The organism is Lactobacillus kullabergensis (genome assembly GCF_003151025.1).
Classification (GTDB): Bacteria; Bacillota; Bacilli; order Lactobacillales; family Lactobacillaceae; genus Lactobacillus; species Lactobacillus kullabergensis.
Genome location: NZ_CP029477.1, coordinates 716,180 through 733,339, shown reverse-complemented (window position 1 = coordinate 733,339; position 17,160 = coordinate 716,180). Strand labels below are relative to the sequence as shown.

Annotated in this window: 20 protein-coding genes; 8 read left to right on the top strand and 12 right to left on the bottom strand. The window is 33.7% G+C overall.

The annotated features are described in order from the left end of the window. Window positions 1-95: 95 nt before the first annotated feature. From DKL58_RS03675 to DKL58_RS03620, 11 genes are all read right to left on the bottom strand, one after another. Complete coding sequence (locus DKL58_RS03675; RefSeq protein WP_158595194.1) at window positions 96-584, bottom strand: ComGF family competence protein; 489 nt, start codon at window positions 582-584, stop codon at window positions 96-98. 10 nt (window positions 585-594) lie between these two features. Then, the gene (locus tag DKL58_RS03670; protein WP_109586137.1) at window positions 595-840 is read right to left on the bottom strand and encodes a hypothetical protein; all 246 of its coding nucleotides are present in this window, start codon (window positions 838-840) and stop codon (window positions 595-597) included. A 19-nt stretch (window positions 841-859) separates the two neighbouring features. Further along, window positions 860-1,282, bottom strand: a complete 423-nt coding sequence (locus DKL58_RS03665) for a pilus assembly FimT family protein (RefSeq protein WP_162542325.1) — start codon at window positions 1,280-1,282, stop codon at window positions 860-862. Continuing rightward, window positions 1,272-1,610 carry a competence type IV pilus major pilin ComGC gene (gene comGC / locus DKL58_RS03660; RefSeq protein ID WP_239386430.1) on the bottom strand — a complete coding sequence of 113 codons (339 nt, stop codon included), beginning with the start codon at window positions 1,608-1,610 and terminating at the stop codon, window positions 1,272-1,274. Before comGC ends, DKL58_RS03665 begins: the two co-directional genes overlap by 11 nt. A gap of 9 nt (window positions 1,611-1,619) precedes the next feature. Then, window positions 1,620-2,624 carry a type II secretion system F family protein gene (locus DKL58_RS03655; protein ID WP_109586135.1) on the bottom strand — a complete coding sequence of 335 codons (1,005 nt, stop codon included), beginning with the start codon at window positions 2,622-2,624 and terminating at the stop codon, window positions 1,620-1,622. Continuing rightward, on the bottom strand, window positions 2,590-3,564 hold the full coding sequence (gene comGA / locus DKL58_RS03650) for a competence type IV pilus ATPase ComGA (protein ID WP_045927861.1): 975 nt from the start codon (window positions 3,562-3,564) through the stop codon (window positions 2,590-2,592). Before comGA ends, DKL58_RS03655 begins: the two co-directional genes overlap by 35 nt. Before the next feature lie 120 nt (window positions 3,565-3,684). Next, the gene (locus DKL58_RS03645) at window positions 3,685-4,218 is read right to left on the bottom strand and encodes an NAD(P)H-dependent oxidoreductase (RefSeq protein ID WP_109586134.1); all 534 of its coding nucleotides are present in this window, start codon (window positions 4,216-4,218) and stop codon (window positions 3,685-3,687) included. 22 nt (window positions 4,219-4,240) lie between these two features. Further along, complete coding sequence (locus DKL58_RS03640) at window positions 4,241-4,918, bottom strand: flavodoxin (RefSeq protein ID WP_109586133.1); 678 nt, start codon at window positions 4,916-4,918, stop codon at window positions 4,241-4,243. A 286-nt stretch (window positions 4,919-5,204) separates the two neighbouring features. After that, entirely contained in the window at window positions 5,205-5,585 is a 381-nt protein-coding gene (locus tag DKL58_RS03635) for a VOC family protein (RefSeq protein WP_109586132.1), read from the bottom strand. Window positions 5,586-5,845: 260 nt separating this feature from the next. Continuing rightward, the gene (locus DKL58_RS03630; RefSeq protein WP_109586131.1) at window positions 5,846-6,136 is read right to left on the bottom strand and encodes an LPXTG cell wall anchor domain-containing protein; all 291 of its coding nucleotides are present in this window, start codon (window positions 6,134-6,136) and stop codon (window positions 5,846-5,848) included. Between the two features lie 172 nt (window positions 6,137-6,308). Beyond that, window positions 6,309-6,575: a hypothetical protein gene (locus DKL58_RS03620; RefSeq protein ID WP_109586130.1), complete on the bottom strand. Its 267-nt coding sequence runs from the start codon at window positions 6,573-6,575 to the stop codon at window positions 6,309-6,311. A 646-nt stretch (window positions 6,576-7,221) separates the two neighbouring features. Here DKL58_RS03620 and DKL58_RS03615 point away from each other — a divergent pair. Then, the gene (locus DKL58_RS03615) at window positions 7,222-7,563 is read left to right on the top strand and encodes a helix-turn-helix domain-containing protein (protein WP_045927860.1); all 342 of its coding nucleotides are present in this window, start codon (window positions 7,222-7,224) and stop codon (window positions 7,561-7,563) included. A 61-nt stretch (window positions 7,564-7,624) separates the two neighbouring features. Here DKL58_RS03615 and DKL58_RS03610 read toward each other — a convergent pair whose 3' ends face one another. Then, window positions 7,625-8,353 carry a YebC/PmpR family DNA-binding transcriptional regulator gene (locus DKL58_RS03610; protein ID WP_034977621.1) on the bottom strand — a complete coding sequence of 243 codons (729 nt, stop codon included), beginning with the start codon at window positions 8,351-8,353 and terminating at the stop codon, window positions 7,625-7,627. Window positions 8,354-8,614: 261 nt separating this feature from the next. Here DKL58_RS03610 and DKL58_RS03605 point away from each other — a divergent pair, with 261 nt between their 5' ends. From DKL58_RS03605 to DKL58_RS03575, 7 genes are all read left to right on the top strand, one after another. Further along, window positions 8,615-10,219 carry an APC family permease gene (locus DKL58_RS03605; protein ID WP_420812277.1) on the top strand — a complete coding sequence of 535 codons (1,605 nt, stop codon included), beginning with the start codon at window positions 8,615-8,617 and terminating at the stop codon, window positions 10,217-10,219. Between the two features lie 129 nt (window positions 10,220-10,348). Continuing rightward, window positions 10,349-11,161, top strand: coding sequence for a Cof-type HAD-IIB family hydrolase (locus tag DKL58_RS03600; protein ID WP_109586128.1), 813 nt, complete (start codon window positions 10,349-10,351; stop codon window positions 11,159-11,161). 47 nt (window positions 11,162-11,208) lie between these two features. Then, entirely contained in the window at window positions 11,209-11,910 is a 702-nt protein-coding gene (locus DKL58_RS03595; RefSeq protein WP_109586127.1) for an ABC transporter ATP-binding protein, read from the top strand. A 12-nt stretch (window positions 11,911-11,922) separates the two neighbouring features. Then, a complete protein-coding gene (locus DKL58_RS03590; protein WP_109586126.1) occupies window positions 11,923-14,715 on the top strand; it encodes an ABC transporter permease in 2,793 nt (930 codons plus the stop codon). 193 nt (window positions 14,716-14,908) lie between these two features. Further along, on the top strand, window positions 14,909-15,673 hold the full coding sequence (locus DKL58_RS03585) for an ABC transporter ATP-binding protein (protein WP_045927854.1): 765 nt from the start codon (window positions 14,909-14,911) through the stop codon (window positions 15,671-15,673). 2 nt (window positions 15,674-15,675) lie between these two features. Continuing rightward, entirely contained in the window at window positions 15,676-16,407 is a 732-nt protein-coding gene (locus DKL58_RS03580) for a multidrug ABC transporter permease (RefSeq protein ID WP_109586125.1), read from the top strand. Further along, window positions 16,407-17,126: an antibiotic transporter permease gene (locus DKL58_RS03575; protein WP_109586124.1), complete on the top strand. Its 720-nt coding sequence runs from the start codon at window positions 16,407-16,409 to the stop codon at window positions 17,124-17,126. The genes DKL58_RS03580 and DKL58_RS03575 overlap by 1 nt, the downstream gene beginning before the upstream one ends. Window positions 17,127-17,160 lie beyond the last annotated feature (34 nt).

The window sequence follows — 17,160 nt, the reverse complement described above, 5'->3', positions numbered from 1 at the left end:
AAAAATCATTTTCCATGCTTTCTTGATAAACATCTAGATAAAATTGAATAAAAACTAAGCAGGTGATTAATACCAAAATACTGCTAAGAAAAGCATTAGCTTTTAATCTTAGTCTTTTGTTTTCGATCATTTAATACCTTCTCTTTCTCATTTTTTGTCGGTCTTGAGTTAAATTTAAAATATAATTCTGATTTTCTGCCGTCTGTTTCTGTAACTTCTATTTTCAGCATTCTATCATTGGTTGTAAAGCTAGACCTTTTTACATCTAACAATAGTGGCATATGTCCGCCTTCGGGAGTGGTCACGCGCAACATATTTTTATATTGAGTCAAACGATATATTGTATCTTTTCCTTGCGCATCAATTTTCTTAAAAACAGCCTTTTCAGAATTAGATCTCTCTGGTAAGGTAAATGCTTTTACATTCTGTTTCTCTTTAATAAATCGGTTTAGCTGCACGTAAGAAAATACAATGTCGTCAGTGCGATGTTGAACTTTATTTGCTAGAGTAAGACTTTTTAATAAATTCTGTAGAATCAGTACTACGATCAATGTTATAAAGACCGCAAACACAGCTTCTGCCAAAATAAAGCCTTTAGTTTTTAATTTTGTATATCTTTTCTTCTGTTTTATCATAAATGCTATTTTTACCACTAAGCTCATAAATATGATCGTGGATTAATATTCTTTTTAATCCATGCTTTTTCAAAACACTCCAAGCATATGTGCGATCAGTTTTTTGCTCTACTTTACGCTCAATTATTCTACTTTCTCTGACTGTTAAAGCTAACATTATGACACCGACTGTTGCGATCATCAAACCAATCATGCTTTCTGCCATTAAGAACCCGCTCTTTTTCCTATTTATCATCAATTGCTCGTCCCCAAGTCATTTGCAACTTCACTCTTCGTGTATAGTGATGGTTAGTAACAGTAATTGTGTGAGGTGGTAACGAACCACTAATTGAAATTTTTAATAATCTTAAGTTACTTATACTTATTTGTGGTTTTATTTTTATTATCTGCGGCTTTTTTCCACCAATAATTATCAATTTTTTTGACGGAGGATAATATCTGACTATACTTGTGCGGTTTTGTATAGCTGATCTTCTTGCTGCATGTTCAATAGAGCTTTTAATCTCTTTGACCGTGTTTTCCAATATCAGCTTTTCCCTATATTCATTTATTTTTATAGTGCCTAGACCCACTAATCCAAGCATAATAGTGAGGGTAACAACCATTTCAACTAGAGTAAAACCCTGCAACTTGAACTTATTTAGCATTTTTTTCAACTACACCATCATTTACAGTATAGTTTTTAGACTTTGAGAATTGCTTCTTCGTTAAGTAGCCATCATCAAACATATTTTGAAAGTTAATTTCTTTACCATTACGGTCTTTATCATCCTCATAAAGTGTAGCTTGAGTTTGCAAGGTTGTTTTAAAAGCATCATTAGTCCTTTCATTAGCAGTATTTTTTTGTTTTGTTAAATTTGGTGCAATGATTATAAGCAACATTACTATGATTGCAACCACTACTACCATCTCAATTAAAGTAAAACCTTTTAATTTGTGCTTCTGAGATTTAATTTTTGTCAAAATGTTTTTCACTTTTTTCTCCTATATTTCCTGCATCATTGCATACATTGGCAATAAAAGCTTCAAATATAATCCAATAATGCATAAACCGATTAAAATAAAACAAACAGGTTGAACATTTACTATTAATTTTTCAATTTTTTGTGCTAAGTCATTAAAAAGAGATCGTCCTAATAATAAAAATCTCTTACTCAAGTCTTCCCTTTTTGATCCAGCTTTTAACAGCAACAGAATTTCATTGGGTAAAAATTGTTCATTTTTAATGATCTCTTCCGGACTCATTCCTTTAGCAAGCTGTTTACCAACTTTTGTGCCCACATATTGCTGTAAAGATCCCTTAACTTGCATTGCTGAATAGTCACAAATCTTTTGCAAGGAAAAGCCACTAGCAAGTAGTAGTCCTGTATCATAGATCAAAATATATTTCACATAAATTTTGATCAATGGCCCAACAACTGGAAAGTGACTAAGTCTACTCAAAGAGTGATAGTCTTGTTTTCTTAGTAACAGAAGTATTCTGCTCATAAAATAAACTAAGCCTAAACTCAAAATTAATAAAAGTAATAACAGGCAGTCTCCAGTATGTTCACCAGATTCAGCAAACTGATTAGATACAAAAGTCTGCATAAACAATAAAAGAAAAATCATCATTAACACTAATATAAAAGGGTATGTCATTTCAGATTTTAACTTTTTTATTTGTTCATGTTTCAAACGAGTTAGAGTCGCAATTTGGGTAAGACATTCAATTAGGTTTCCCTGTACCATTGACAGCTCAATCTGAGTAGCAATAGTCTTGGAAAAGCCCAAATTAAGCATTTCGAAACTTAGTTTTTTTCCTGACTGAACGCTTTTACTTAATCTATTAAACAAGTTCTTTCTTTTAGGCCATATTATTGGCATCATTTCTAAACTGGTATTTAACGAAAAGCCATTTGATAAACTATTTTGTAAATATTCTAGAAATTCAATCCGTTCTTTATTTGTTAGCTTATCCTGCCTGAAATTGTTCAAAGACCTGTTCACTAATTCTTTTCCTTTCCTTTAGTCTGACCAAATTTTGGTGCCAATTAACATAATCACATCGTTTATGCTTGCTTATGTCTGCCTGTAATTGATGCCCACTGTCAATATCCATTAAGCAGGCAAAACCCGTATTAGTTGGCAGTAAGCGTTGATAACTAACAGCGGTCAAACAGTTATAAAGATCAGCCGTATTAATATTTAGACTTTCCAATCTCGAAATAGTCTGCAAAGTACTTTTGGCATGAACAGTTGCAAAAACAAGATGGCCACTTAGAGCAGCATCTATTGCCAGCCTCGCAGTTATTGCATTTCTAATTTCACCGATTATTAGAATATCTGGTCTATGACGTAAAGCTGCTTCAAGCAACTTGGAATATGTGATTTCCGCAGTCATGTTAACCTGCGTTTGTAAAAAACTTATTTCATGTATTTCTACAGGATCTTCAATTGTCATAACCATCTGATTTTGACCTATCATTTTTGCCAAGTTATACATAGTTGTAGTTTTGCCCGATCCTGTAGGGCCACTAGTAACTATTAAGCCTCTTCTTTGAGCCAAAGTTTTCAGATTCTCAATTTGTTCATCAAAAAAATATTTACCCGTACTTATCTGATAAATAATTCTAATTACCAACGATTCATGATCATTGAAATCTCCAATACTTGATAACCGCAGGTAATATATTTGTCCCTTAAAATCATATTCGAATGCTCCTACTTGTGGTCTGCGATGTTCGGCTATATCCATTTGAGCAGCAAATTTTAAAAAATTGATCATTTCTTTGCCTTCTTTTATTGAATATTCAGCCTGCTTTTCTATACCAATAATTGTGCGAAATCTAACAACTAGGTTAACTCCCCGCATTAAAAAGAAAATGTCACTTGAATGCTTATTTATTGCATCTTCAATTAAAGAATTAACAGCTTCTTTGATTTTCATAAAAACCTCCTCATCTTGCTACCATTATTAATTACGCAAAAAAAAGAATTTTTCTCATATAACAAAAAAAGCTCACACAATTGTGTGAGCTTAACTAAAAATAACTAATGAGAAAGAAAGCTATTTGTTGCTTAAAATATAGTCAACATATCTCTCAGATTCCTTTTTTAACTGTTCATCTGTTAGATTTTGCATTACTCCTTGGAGGATAAAAGGTTTCAGAAATTTTGTTCCTATTAAGTTACTTGTAGCTTTAAAAGGAATAAGCATTTCATCAATGGTATAATGAAAATCACCATAAATATGATAATTTTTAGCTGGAGCACCAGTAGAAACAGCAATCACCATTTCTTTGCCTTTAAGAGCATTTCCTGTACTTCCATAAGCCCAGCCATGTAGAAGAACTTGGTCTTCCCATTTTTTTAATAAGCTGGGGCAACTATACCAATACATTGGAAATTGTAAAACTATTCTACCGGCTTTTTCTAACAGACTTTGCTCTAATTCAACATCTATTTTCTCATCTGGATATTTTTCGTATTCATCCCTTACTATCACCTCCTTTGAAGTATTTTTTAGAACTTCTTGTTTCAAAGCTTTATTTACTCGTGAATTATTTATATGCGGATGAAAAATCAAAACTAAAGTTTTCAATATAGTTTCCTTTCTTTTATGTTTAGTATCCTAAATCATGAAGCCATGAATCTACTTTGGCTTTGGCAGAGGCAGCATTTTCTCCTTTAATCTCAAAACCTTTTTTCAATTTTGCTTTAGGAAAAACACTATGAATAGTATTTAGTGACTTGCCCCAACCCGAACTCGCATTTGTAGAAAAGGGTATTATTGTTTTATTATTAAGGTCGACCTGATCCATAAAGGTTCTGACAATCATTGGAATATCATCCCACCAAATTGGATAACCCAAAAAGATGGTGTCATATTTAGAAACTTTAGGTAGCTTACCCTTTATTTTTGGTCCAGCATTATTTTTTTGCTCCCTTTCAGCTTGACTTACTGTTTGATCATAAGATTTTGGATAAGCCACTCTGGGTTTAATCTCAAAAATTTGGGCACCAGTAACTTTTTTAATTTCATCAGCAATACGTGCAGTATTTCCCCGCGTTAAATTAACTCCAGGATAATTTTGACCAGATCTTGAAAAATAAACGATTAAAATGTGACTTCTGTTCACACTTTTTACTTTTTTAGTTGAAACCTGTTCATTTCTTTTGTCATCCGCTTTTTCCTGAGCCTGATTTTTATTTATAAACCAGTACAGGCCTAAACTTAGAATTACTAGTATTAAAAGTAAGACCATAATAATTGTAGTTTTCTGCTTTGAAAATTTTTTCATTGATATTCTCCCAAAGTTTATTTATGAACTTAACGACTGAATCGTTTACCAAATTATTGAGGTTAAAAATATAAGTTAGTATTTCTCATATACGAAATTTTGTGGTTTGCCTAACATTATTGCCATTCACCACCTTTTACAATAAAAGTTTAAAGTCACATTTAATAATTGTCTAATACTAAAAAGGTATGTTAAATCATACTTTTTATGTTATATATCCCTATAAAAAACAAAAATCATACAATAATTGTATGATTTTTGTTTTGCTATTTAATTTTGTATAACTTTAGATATAATTCGAAATTTCAATTAAATTTTTATCTGGATCACGCACATATATTGAGCGAATTTTTCCATTTGCACCAGTTCGTAACACTGGTCCTAAAATTATTTTTAAATGTTCATTTTTAAAGTGCACTATTAAATCATCAATTGGAGTATCACTTATCAAACAAATATCACCTGCTCCAGGCGTTGGGAAAGCAGCTTTAGGATCAATTTCGTGTCCGATTTCATGTAAATTGATCTTTTGCTTTCCAATTTTTAGGGCTGTTCTGCCATTTTGAAAATTAATTGTTTCTATACCAAAATATTTATGATAAAAATCAGTAGTTGTTTTAATATTCTTAACTGTTAGCACTAAATGGTCAAGTCCAATTATAGCCATATTTACCCCACCTCTTTTGCAATTATTATATAATGCCTTAGAGAAAAACGTTTGGATTTGGTTCTGAGTGTTTTTTTCAAACCAAAAAGCAACACTTGCGTGTTGCTTTTATCCATTAAATACTTATTCTTGCTGCGACTTTAAAAACATACTTATTTAGATAGAAAAATTTTTTATTAATATGAATAAACACTAAGAATAATAAAAATCATTTAATCGCAGTTTGCCGGATTAGTATTTAAGGCTCATTCCAAATAGCCTCACTCTCCTTTCTTTTTACGGAAATCTAAGACACCTAATAGAGAACCGAAAAGAGCAATAATGCCGCTGATTAGCAAAGCTAACTGACTTTTCTTTTCGGTACCAGTTTGCGGTAATTTGGCTTTATCAGCTGCTTCTGTTTTTTGTTGGCTAGCTTCATTACTTGCTGTTTGTGCTTTATTTTTATTTTCTTGTGTCAAAGCAGACTTGTTTTTACCTGATGTTTGTGCATCGTTTGTTTGCTTTGGCTTTTTATTGTTATCAGGCTTTTTTGCTTTGTCATTTGGCAAAGGCTTATTAGTTGAATTGTTGTCAGTACTTTGTTCCGGTTTCGTCGTCGGAGCTTTTTTATGGTAAACATAAGTTACGATCTGCGGCAGATTAGTAAAGTAGCCTATCCGGTTGCCATTAACTGAATCATAAACATAATCGTCAATATCAAGTGGTGAACTGATGTAGCCATCACCAACGTTGCCGGACAGAATTTGAACTGGTTCTCACTAGTTTATTAGTCTGCGATTCAGCGCCTTTTCTATCATCTTGGTTAATAGAAGCAGCATTTACGTTAGAAGCGGTTTGTGAATTTTGCTCGTTTCTTGACAATGTATTCTGAGTTTCTGGGATAGTCTCATCGGCTTTAACCCTGTTCGTCTGCAAAGCTAAACTAAGTAAACAAATTGGCACTGACATAGCGGTTGCTAATAATTTATTTTTGTATTTTTTATACACTCTTTTTCTCCTCCCATATTAATTTTTAACAGTCAAAATAGGTTCAATAACTAACAATTACTTTTTTAGTAAAACAACAATATTTTTCTAAAAAAATATTGATTAGCAATCTAAGCAATAGATTAATATTAGATTTCTATTACTTAAACCAATTAATTACAGTTATACATTCATTTTGTATTTTCAAGGATTTTATATGTTAGGTTTTTTTAGAATGTAACAAATGCAATTAATTGTGATTGCTAACCAATATATTGCAATAAAAATTGCTTTTTATTGCTGTTTTACTTCTTTGTATATATCATTAACATAAGAAGTAAAACCTTGGTAAACAAGTTTTCTTCTTTACCTAAATAACATTGATATATGACTTTTCTAAAAAACTAAATGTTAAATTTTAAGAGATTACCCCTCTACTGTCTTCTTTTGCGCAAATCACAAAGTTGCTTTTTACACTACCACAAGTGATACTATTCAGGTAAACTAAAAAAGTAGTCAGATTTCGTACCACGGCTACTTAATTATCTAACACAATAATGAGAATTTTGTGCTGTCCACTCAGTGGATGATTTTATTATATTACCATTTATGATAGCGGTCAAGTACAAATACAATCATTTGTGATACTTTTTAAGGAAGAATTTGAATGAATGTATATTCGCGTATTTTTGATACCGCTAAAAAACATGGCATGTCTATTAAAGAACTTGCTAGAAAAGCCAAAATTGGTGAAAATAGTATTTATAGGTGGAAAACTATTAAACCTTCCACGGAATCTTTGACTAAAGTAGCTCGAGAACTGAACGTTTCTACTGATTATTTATTAGGTCAAGAAAAAGGTAGTAATAAAAAAGACTGCCTGGATATAGCTAATAAAAATGTTCAGTTATTATATGAAGGTCAACATGTACCTGAAAAATATGTCAACATGCTCCGTTTTATTATGGAAGAAGATCGCGCAGAAAAAACTAAAGCTTCCGAAAATTAAGTAAAAAAATTCTCCAGAATTGACTAATCAATTCTGGAGAAACAATCAAATAAGATTTTTCTTATTCTTCGTCAGCTGCAGCTGTATAGACATTCTGAACGTCATCGTCATCTTCTAGAGCATCAACTAAATGGTCAAATTGCTCTTTTTTGTCATCTGGCACAGGCGTGGTATTTTCAGGTATCATTGTCAACTCTGCATTGGCTAATTTATAACCATCTTTTTCAAGTGCATCCCGAACTTGTGCAAATTGTTTCGGATCTGTATAAATTTCATAAGCATCATCGCTAGTTTGCAAGTCATCTCCACCAGCATCCATAACGTCAAGTAACATCTGATCTTCATCAGCATCAGTGGTTGTGCGATCAATGACAATATAACCTTTACGATTGAACATATAAGCAACAGAACCAGTTGCTCCTAAAGAACCACCATTACGAGTAAACGCTACTCTGACAGCAGAAGCAGTCCGATTTTTATTATCAGTTAAAGCTTCGACAAAGATAGCCACACCACCTGGTGCATAACCCTCATAAGTAATTTCATCATAATGTTCTTCTGAATTGCCTTCTGCCTTTTTAATAGCACGGTCAATATTTGACTTAGGCATATTGTTAGCATGGGCCTTGTCCATTACCATGCGCAAGTTAGGATTTCCGGAAGGGTCAGGACCACCATTCTTTGCAGCCATGTAAATTTCACGAGATAATTTTTGGAAAATCTTACCCCTCTTTGCGTCTTGTGCATTCTTGCGGCCTTGAATATTGTGCCATTTTGAGTGTCCTGACATTTAAGAATCCTTCTTTCTTTTCTTATCATTAACGTTATTATCTTACCGCAGAGGACCATAAATTTCAATACAAGCAACTATTTCTCCCGCTTTTTTAATTAAATATGAATGTGCTTTCATTAAAATAAGTTTATCTAGCCTCTGGTCATCCTTTTATTTAATTAGTAAAATAAAAACATTAGTTGTTTTTCAAAGGAGAGAACTTTAGTGGAAGAAATAAATTCAAACAAAAAATATATTTCTTGGCCCGTTTTAACCTTGATGGCTTTTTGTACCGTTATTGGGTTAGACGATATAATGTACAACTTCCAAAACCAAGGAATGCCAGTTGTTACTTCATGGATTATCATGTGTTTATTCTATGTTATTCCTTATTCTTTAATGGTTGGGCAACTGGGATCTGTTTTCAACAGTGAAGGTGGCGGTTTATCTTCTTGGGTTCGTGGAACTAATGGCGAATTTCTGGGATATTTTACAGCCTGGACTTACTGGGCTGCTTCCATTCCCTATGCGGTTGATTCTGCTAATGAAATTATAGTTGACATTGGTTGGGCACTGACAGGTTCGGAAAAGTTTCAAAGCCAAATTTCTAACACAAAATTTGCGTTAATGACATTTGCCATGTTTATTATTTTCATTATTGTTGAACATTACTTTTCGCACTCAATGGAAGTTTTATCTACTATTGGCGGTGGCCTCATGCTTATTATGACCTTGATGTTTGTTTTCCTGGCATTTCTAGGACTGGCAAAATCAGGAGGTCATATGGCTACCCAACCATTTACCTGGCGGACATTAATTCCCAAATTTGACATGCATTATTGGACAACTATCGCAATGCTCATTTATGCCTTAAATGGCTGTGAACTGGTTGCTCCTTATGTGACCAAAATGAAAAAGCCTAAGTCTGACTTTCCAAAAGCAATGATTGCACTTGCTTTAATGACTATTTTTTTAACAGTTTTTGGTTCATTTGCACTGGGAATATATTTTAACAGTTATCATATTCCCAACGATTTAAAAATGAACGGAGCTTATTACGTATTTGACATGGTCGGACACCAATACGGCTTAGGCAAAACTTTGCTTTATGTCTGGGCTTGGACTTCTGTTTTCTACAACGCTGCTTTATTAGCAGTACTGCTTGACGCGATGACCAGAATGCTTATTTCTGATACTGGTGATAAGTACATGCCTAAATTTTTACAGAAAAAAGATAAAAATGGTCTGCCGATCAATGGTTACGTATTAACCGTTTCTTTATCGGCATTTATCATGCTCTTAGGTATCTTTTTACCAGACATGAACGACATTTTCAATTGGCTGCTAAACCTGAATGGCATTATCTCACCAGGAGTAACTTGCTGGATATTTTTCTCCTTCATGCAAATTAGGAAAAACTCTAAAAAGTTTACTTCAGACTATGTCTTTATTAAAAACGATAAATTAGGATATCTGGCGGGACTATTTTTACTAATAGTTACTGCTGCAGCTACAATTTTAGGCATTGCACCACAAGATATTAAAAAATTCAGCGGTTATTGGTGGTATGAACTAATTATTAACATCGTTGCCATTATTGTCTTAATTGGCTTAGGAGTCATATTACCAAGCATCAGACGTCGTGAAGAAGAGTATGGCATTGCATTTAACCGCAAACAGTGGATCACTATGTTCATCTTAATCATTGGTTCAATTATCTTTGACCTTTATTTAGGTGAAAAAAATGCTTTATTTAATAATGCAGTTATTAATTTTGGTCAGGTAAAAATTGGTATAAATATCTTCCTGATTATTATCGAAACAGTATTCGCAATTTTAATCTGCTGGCTAGTTGGTAAAAGAAAACCCATTACAACTAAATAAATATAGACAAAAGCAGAAACGTTGCCAGTAACATTTCTGCTTTTCCTTTTAAATTAATGAATATCTAGAGTTAAACCTAACGCTAATTACTATATAATATAACTAGTAACACTAATTATGGAGATTAAAATGATACATATTCCCTTTAAAGCGGTAGCAGTCGACATGGACGGTACTTTTGAAAATGATGACAAACAATATGATCATCAACGCTTTGAAAAAATTTTAACCAAGTTGAAACAACACCACGTTCATTTTATTGTTTCCAGTGGCAGACCATTATCACGTTTGCGCCAAGATTTCTTTGATTTCTTGGACAGAATTGATATTGTAGCTGATAATGGTTCAATTCTCACTCAAGACAATAAAATAATTGTTCGTCACGTTTTTACCTATAAAACGGGTATTAAACTGATCAGTTTTATTGAAAATAATTATCCACAAGTACATATTGCTGCTAGTGGGTTAGATCATTCTTATATTAACAAAAAAGCCCCGACTCAATTCAAAAATATGATGCATTTCTTTTACCCCAATGTAGTCGAGATTGCAAAATTAGTTGATATCCCTACAAGCGATAGCTTAACAAAGCTAACTCTAAACTGTTCTTCCAAGCTCGCTGATGAACTAGAAAAAAAGTTCAATCAAACAAACCCTGAACATATTCACTGTACTACCAGTGGTTTCGATAATATTGACGTTATGCCCAACAATGTTAATAAAGGGCAAGGCATTAAATATTTTTTGAGGTATTTTAATGTTAAGCCAGAAGAACTCATAGCGTTTGGAGATGGCATGAATGACCGTGAAATGATTGAATTGGCTGGGTACAGTTATGCGATGAAAAACGGTCATGAAAAACTTAAAAAGATTGCCAAATATGAAGCACCGTCAAATAATGAAATGGGCGTTTTACAAGTATTAGAAAGTTTTCTAGATTAAAATAAGTTTATATCAATGATTTTAAAAATCAGTAAGGACAGATTTTCATGAGTTATATTGACGTAAGACACAATTATAAACGCTATCAAACTGGGGATACTGAAATATTGGCTAATAATGATGTCAGTTTTACCGTGGAGAAAGGTGAATTGGCTATTATTTTAGGCGCATCAGGAGCAGGTAAATCCACGATTTTAAATATTTTGGGCGGAATGGATACTAATAGTTCCGGGGATGTTATTATTGATGGCAAAAATATTGCCAAATACAATAAAAGACAATTAACCAGTTACCGTCGTACTGACATCGGTTTTGTTTTCCAATTTTATAATTTAATTCAAAACCTAACAGCAAGAGAAAACGTAGAATTGGCGTCGGAAATAGTGCCTGATGCACTTGATCCGGTCAAGACCTTGATAGATGTTGGTCTTAAAAATCGCATTAATAACTTTCCTGCAGAACTTTCAGGTGGTGAACAACAAAGAGTTGCAATTGCTCGGGCAATTGCCAAAAACCCTAAAATATTACTTTGCGATGAACCAACTGGTGCACTTGATTATCAAACTGGAAAAAGTGTTTTGCAAACCATTATCAACATGAGTCGTGACAATGGCACTACAGTAGTCATAGTTACTCATAATAGTGCTTTAGCTCCTCTTGCAAACCGTGTGATTCACTTCCATGACGGCAAGGTTACTCAAATTGAAGAAAATACACAGCCAGCAGATGTTGCCAGCGTTAAATGGTAGAAAAGGCAAATCATGAATAAAGTTATTCTGAAAGATTTTTGGCGATCAATTAAACATACCAAAGGACAATTTGTTTCTATCATGGGGTTGATGATGATTGGTGCATTTGCCTTAGTTGGTTTAATGGTTACAGGACCTGATATGCGTGATACCGGCAATCACTATGCGCAAAAGCTCAATACGGCTGACCTGACTGTTATCTGTAATTATGGTTTAGATCAAAAAGATACCAAAAAAATTAAACAAACTAAAGGTTTGCAGTCCGTAGAATTTGGCTACATGACAGATACGGTTATTAAAAATAGCCGGGAAAGTTTTCGTATTTTTTCAAAACCAAAATCAGTGGGCAAATATGAACTACGTAAAGGTCATTTACCGGTAAAAACAAACGAAATTGCTCTGGCAGACTACTATTCAGATAAATATAAAATTGGTCAAAATATCAGTTTTACAGAAAAGAAAAATGTTTTAGGAAGCACTCTGCTAAAACGAAAAAATTTCAAAGTTACAGGTTTCGTTCGGTCCAGTCAAATTTTATCAAATGTAAACTTAGGGCAAAGCAACAGTGGTACTGGAGAACTTAAAGGTTATGCAGTAGTCAGCCCTAATGCTTTTAATCATACGGTTTATACAGTGGCTAACCTAAGATACAAAGACTTGCGTGGCCTCGACTCTTACGGCAAAGTCTATACTAGTAAAGTTAAGCACCATAAAAAAGTTTTACAAGATAACTTAAAAAACACCGCACATCAAAGGCAAAAAAGAATATTATCTGTTGCTAACAAAAAAATTGCACCGCAAGAAAAGAAAATTCAACAAGCAGAGCAGAAATTACAGGCTGCAAGTGAGCAAATTAGTTCCGCAGAAAAACAACTAATCCTCCAAAAAAGTAAATTAAATGCGCAAATATCTCAAGCTGAAACTGCTGGAGCTAATTTACCACAAGCAGCAAGATTGCAACTACAACAGGCTCAGCAAGAAATTGCTGCAGGCGAGCAAAAATTAAAGCAAGAAAAAAAGATCTTTGCTCGTAAATCTGCGAGAGCCAATAATAAAATTAAAAGTGGCAAAGAAGAAATTAGAAAAGCTAAAAAGCAATTGCGGAAATTGGCTCTGCCAAGCTATAGCGTATACAATAGGCGCGAGCTACCAGGCGGTGAAGGCAATTTAGTTTACACAACAGTTGCGCAAGTAGTGGAAGATTTAGCTAAAGTATTCCCTATTTTTCTATACTTCGTAGCAGCACTAGTTACCTTTACTACAATGAACCGCTTCATTGATGAGGAAAGAATCAATTCCGGTACAATGAAAGCCTTAGGCTATAATGATCAGGTCATAATTAATAAATTCATCGCTTATGGCTTTATTTCTGGTACAATCGGCACTATTTTGGGAGTTTATTTGGGACACACTTTGATGCCCCAGATTGTTTATCATGCCTATTACAAATCTATCACGATTCCGCCAATCGAATTACACTTTCATTGGCAAATTAGTTTGATCGCTCTCATACTATCCTGGATCAGTTCCGTTTTGCCTGCATACTTAACCGCTAAAAATGAATTTAGAGAAAAACCGGCCGCATTACTACTACCTAAGCCTCCTGCAGCAGGTTCTAAAATCTTACTGGAAAAAATTCCTTTTATTTGGAACCATCTCAGCTTTACTCATAAAGTTACTGCCCGTAATATTTTTCGTTATAAAAAGCGCATGCTGATGACTATTTTTGGTGTTTGTGGTGCTGCTACTATGCTCTTTGCCGGTTTTGCTGTAAAAAATTCGATTACTAATATGAATAACCGGCAATTTAATGATCTCATTCACTACAACATGATCGTTGCCCAGAAGCCTGGTATTTCAAGCAATCAGCACAAAGCTTTAAATAGCAAATTAAAAGAAGACAGTATTAAGTCAGAAACACCAATTTACTATGAGTCAATGTCTAAAACTGCTGGTAAAACTGGTGATACACAAGATATTACCTTAATTGCTCCTTCTTCTAGCAAGGTACTGAAGAACTATGTTCATTTAAATAATCGTAAAACCAAGCAGACATTGCACTTATCAAACAACGGGGTTATTATTTCAGAAAGATTGTCAACATTGCTCAAAGTGAACAAAGGTGACTATATATCTCTAACGGATAAGAATAATAAATCTAGGAAAATGAAGGTAACTGGCATCACTGAAATGTACATGGGACATTTCATCTTCATGAACAAAACGCAATATCAGAAAATTTTTAACAAACGCTTCACGTCAAATGCATACCTTGTTAACTTAAAAAATTCCACTCGCAAAAACACGAGAAAAATCGCTGCGCAGTTTATGGCTCTCAATGGTGTAGCAGGAGTAGTGCAAAACACTGCAATTAGTCAAGAGCTGGACGTGGTAGTAAAGTCTCTGAACTTGATTATGGTCGTTTTGATAGTAGTTGCCGGACTTCTAGCAATTGTTATTCAATATAATTTGACTAATATCAATATTGCTGAAAGAATTCGCGAACTCTCAACCATCAAAGTTTTAGGTTTCTACGATAATGAAGTCACGATGTATATTTATCGCGAAACTATTCTTTTAACAGGTATTGGCATTTTAGTCGGCTATCTAACAGGAGATTTGCTTTACCGCTATATTCTTTACGTGGTGCCACCTGACAATGTCATGTTTAATCCGGCATTATCTGTCTCAAGTTTTCTGTGGCCGTTAGGAGTTATCGGTATCATTACAATAGTGCTTGGATTTATTGTTAACAAAAAATTAAAAGACCTTGATATGCTTGAAGCTTTAAAATCAGTTGATTAAATAAATGGAACTGCTCTAACAAAAGCAGTTCTATTTATTTCTGCAAAAATTAAAAACTAAATAAAAATATGTTATACTTTATTCATTAGATTTAATGCTCACAACAAGATCTTCAAATTAACGTGTATAAAGAACTTGATCATCCTTCCTTTTTAATTGATGAAGTTCCAACAAATTAATTTTGGAGATAAAATTGAATAATATTTTACAAGTTAAACATTTAATAGAAACATATAAAGATAAAAACCAAAAGTTTCAAGCTTTAGACGATGTTTCTTTTACAATTGATCAAGGAGAAATATTAGCTCTATTAGGACCTAATGGTGCGGGGAAAACTACCACTGTCTCAATTATAGGTGGCTATTTGCTCCCTACTTCTGGTCAAGTAATTTTAAACGGACAGGATATTACTACTGCTCGTAAAAGACCTAACATAGGCGTTTCTTTTGGTGGAGATCTAGGGTTTTACCGTAACGCCACAGCAAAGCAAAATTTACAATTTTTTGCGGATCTGGCCAAAGTACCCTTTCGTAAGCAAAAAAAAGAAATACAGCGAGTTCTGTCTATTGTTGAGCTGGATAATGTCGCAAATAAAAAGGTAGGAAAATTTTCTAAAGGAATGACGCAGAGACTGCATATCGCCCGTTCCTTGTTAAATAGTCCCAGTTTATTACTTTTAGATGAACCTACTAGTGGTTTAGATGTTGAAATAGCGCAAAGCGTTCAGAAGACTATTAAAAAATTAGCAGATTCCGGCATTAGTATTTTATTAACAAGTCACACAATGTCAGAAGTTGAAAAGCTAGCTAAAAATGTAGTTATTCTGGGTGCAGGAAAAGTTTTTTTCACTGGCACCGTTTCTGCTGTTTTGGGTTTGGCCGCAAAAGAAATTAATCAAAAACCCAAAAATTTAGAAGAAGCTTATTTGGCAATAGCGCCTAAATTAAGGAGGAATTAGATATGCGTTTTATTCGTCTTTTCCTCTTTCATGTAAAAGATTATCTTTCTGATCAGTACTTTGTCTGGTTAACAATCACCAGTACTGTTTCCATTTTTTTGATGCAATATATTATGGCCTATGCTTCTCACAGCCTGAATAACCCACAATTGTGGCTGCAAAGTGGTATTTTTGGCATGTGGACTTCTTGTACAACTGTTGCCGGTTGCATCGGTTTTGAACGTTACAAAGGAACGTTGCCATATTTGTTAAACAGTCAATATGACGAGCGTGCTTCTTTAATTACTTTACTTTTACCTGCTTCGAGCTATGGTTTATTTTCATTTCCTATTGCTTATATTCTTGCAAAAATTTTAGGAGTAGCTACTGGTAAAATTTCTCAGTACCAGATTTTGCTAATTTTTCTACTGTGGATCGGATGCTCAGTAATGGGAATTTTAATTTCTTCATTTCTTACTCTTTCACCTAATGCAATGGTTTATGAGGGCTTAATTGGCACCCCTATTTTGTTATTAGCAGGATTATTTGGCAATGAGACCATTTTGAATCCCTTAACCAAGTTTTCTCAGTGGTTTATTCCTATAACTGGACCAATTGCTTCTTTGTCCCATAATAAAAGTCTCAACTGGACTGCTTATTTTTGCAGTTTACTTCTTTGGCTTTTGTTAATTGTGATTATTGTGAGAAAAATTAATGACCTTGTCAGAAAGAAAGGAGCTCTGAAAATTATCTAATGTTTGCTACACAATTCTCTGGCCTTTCTTTTCTCAATAATTGGCGTACAAAACTAACTTATTTCTTTATCACACCAATGATAAATCTGGCCCTGTTAGTATTAATCAATATGCAGTATTCTAATCAATTTAACTGGGATGTTGCGATCAGTTCAATTGCAATAGATGCTGCGGTACTTGCTCTTGAAACATTTTGTTCTGCTGTGATTAATGATGCAGATTTAAAAATTGACTTTGAATTAATTGCCAAAAGACCTTTCAGTATCATGTATTGGCTTTCTAAATGCATTGTTGCCATTATTATAGGTTGCATTTTAGCATTAATTAACCTGTTTCTATTGTACTTAGTCGGTGCTCCCATAGTCATTATTGAACGAGCTTTACTCATGCTACCGCTTTTATGTATTTATGGCTGCGTTTTAGGTTTTGTATCTTGGGCCATCTCATGGCAAATGAATGATCCCTACTTTTTGGAGAATATTTTTAGCAGTTTAGCCCAATTAGTATCAGGAGTACTAGTTGTAATTTCAGCTTATCCTGAATGGTTAAAAGCAATTGCTTTATTATTCCCTTTTGCAGAACCTGTTACTTACATCAAAACTGGTAGCGCCAACTTAATGTACAGTGCATTAATTACATTTATTTGGTTCATTATTGGAATTTTAGCTTATATTAGCCAAATCAAGCCAGTTCTGGCTAAAGGTAAACACCATTATTAAAGCTTACACAGTAAAATAGCAGTCGCAAGATTTG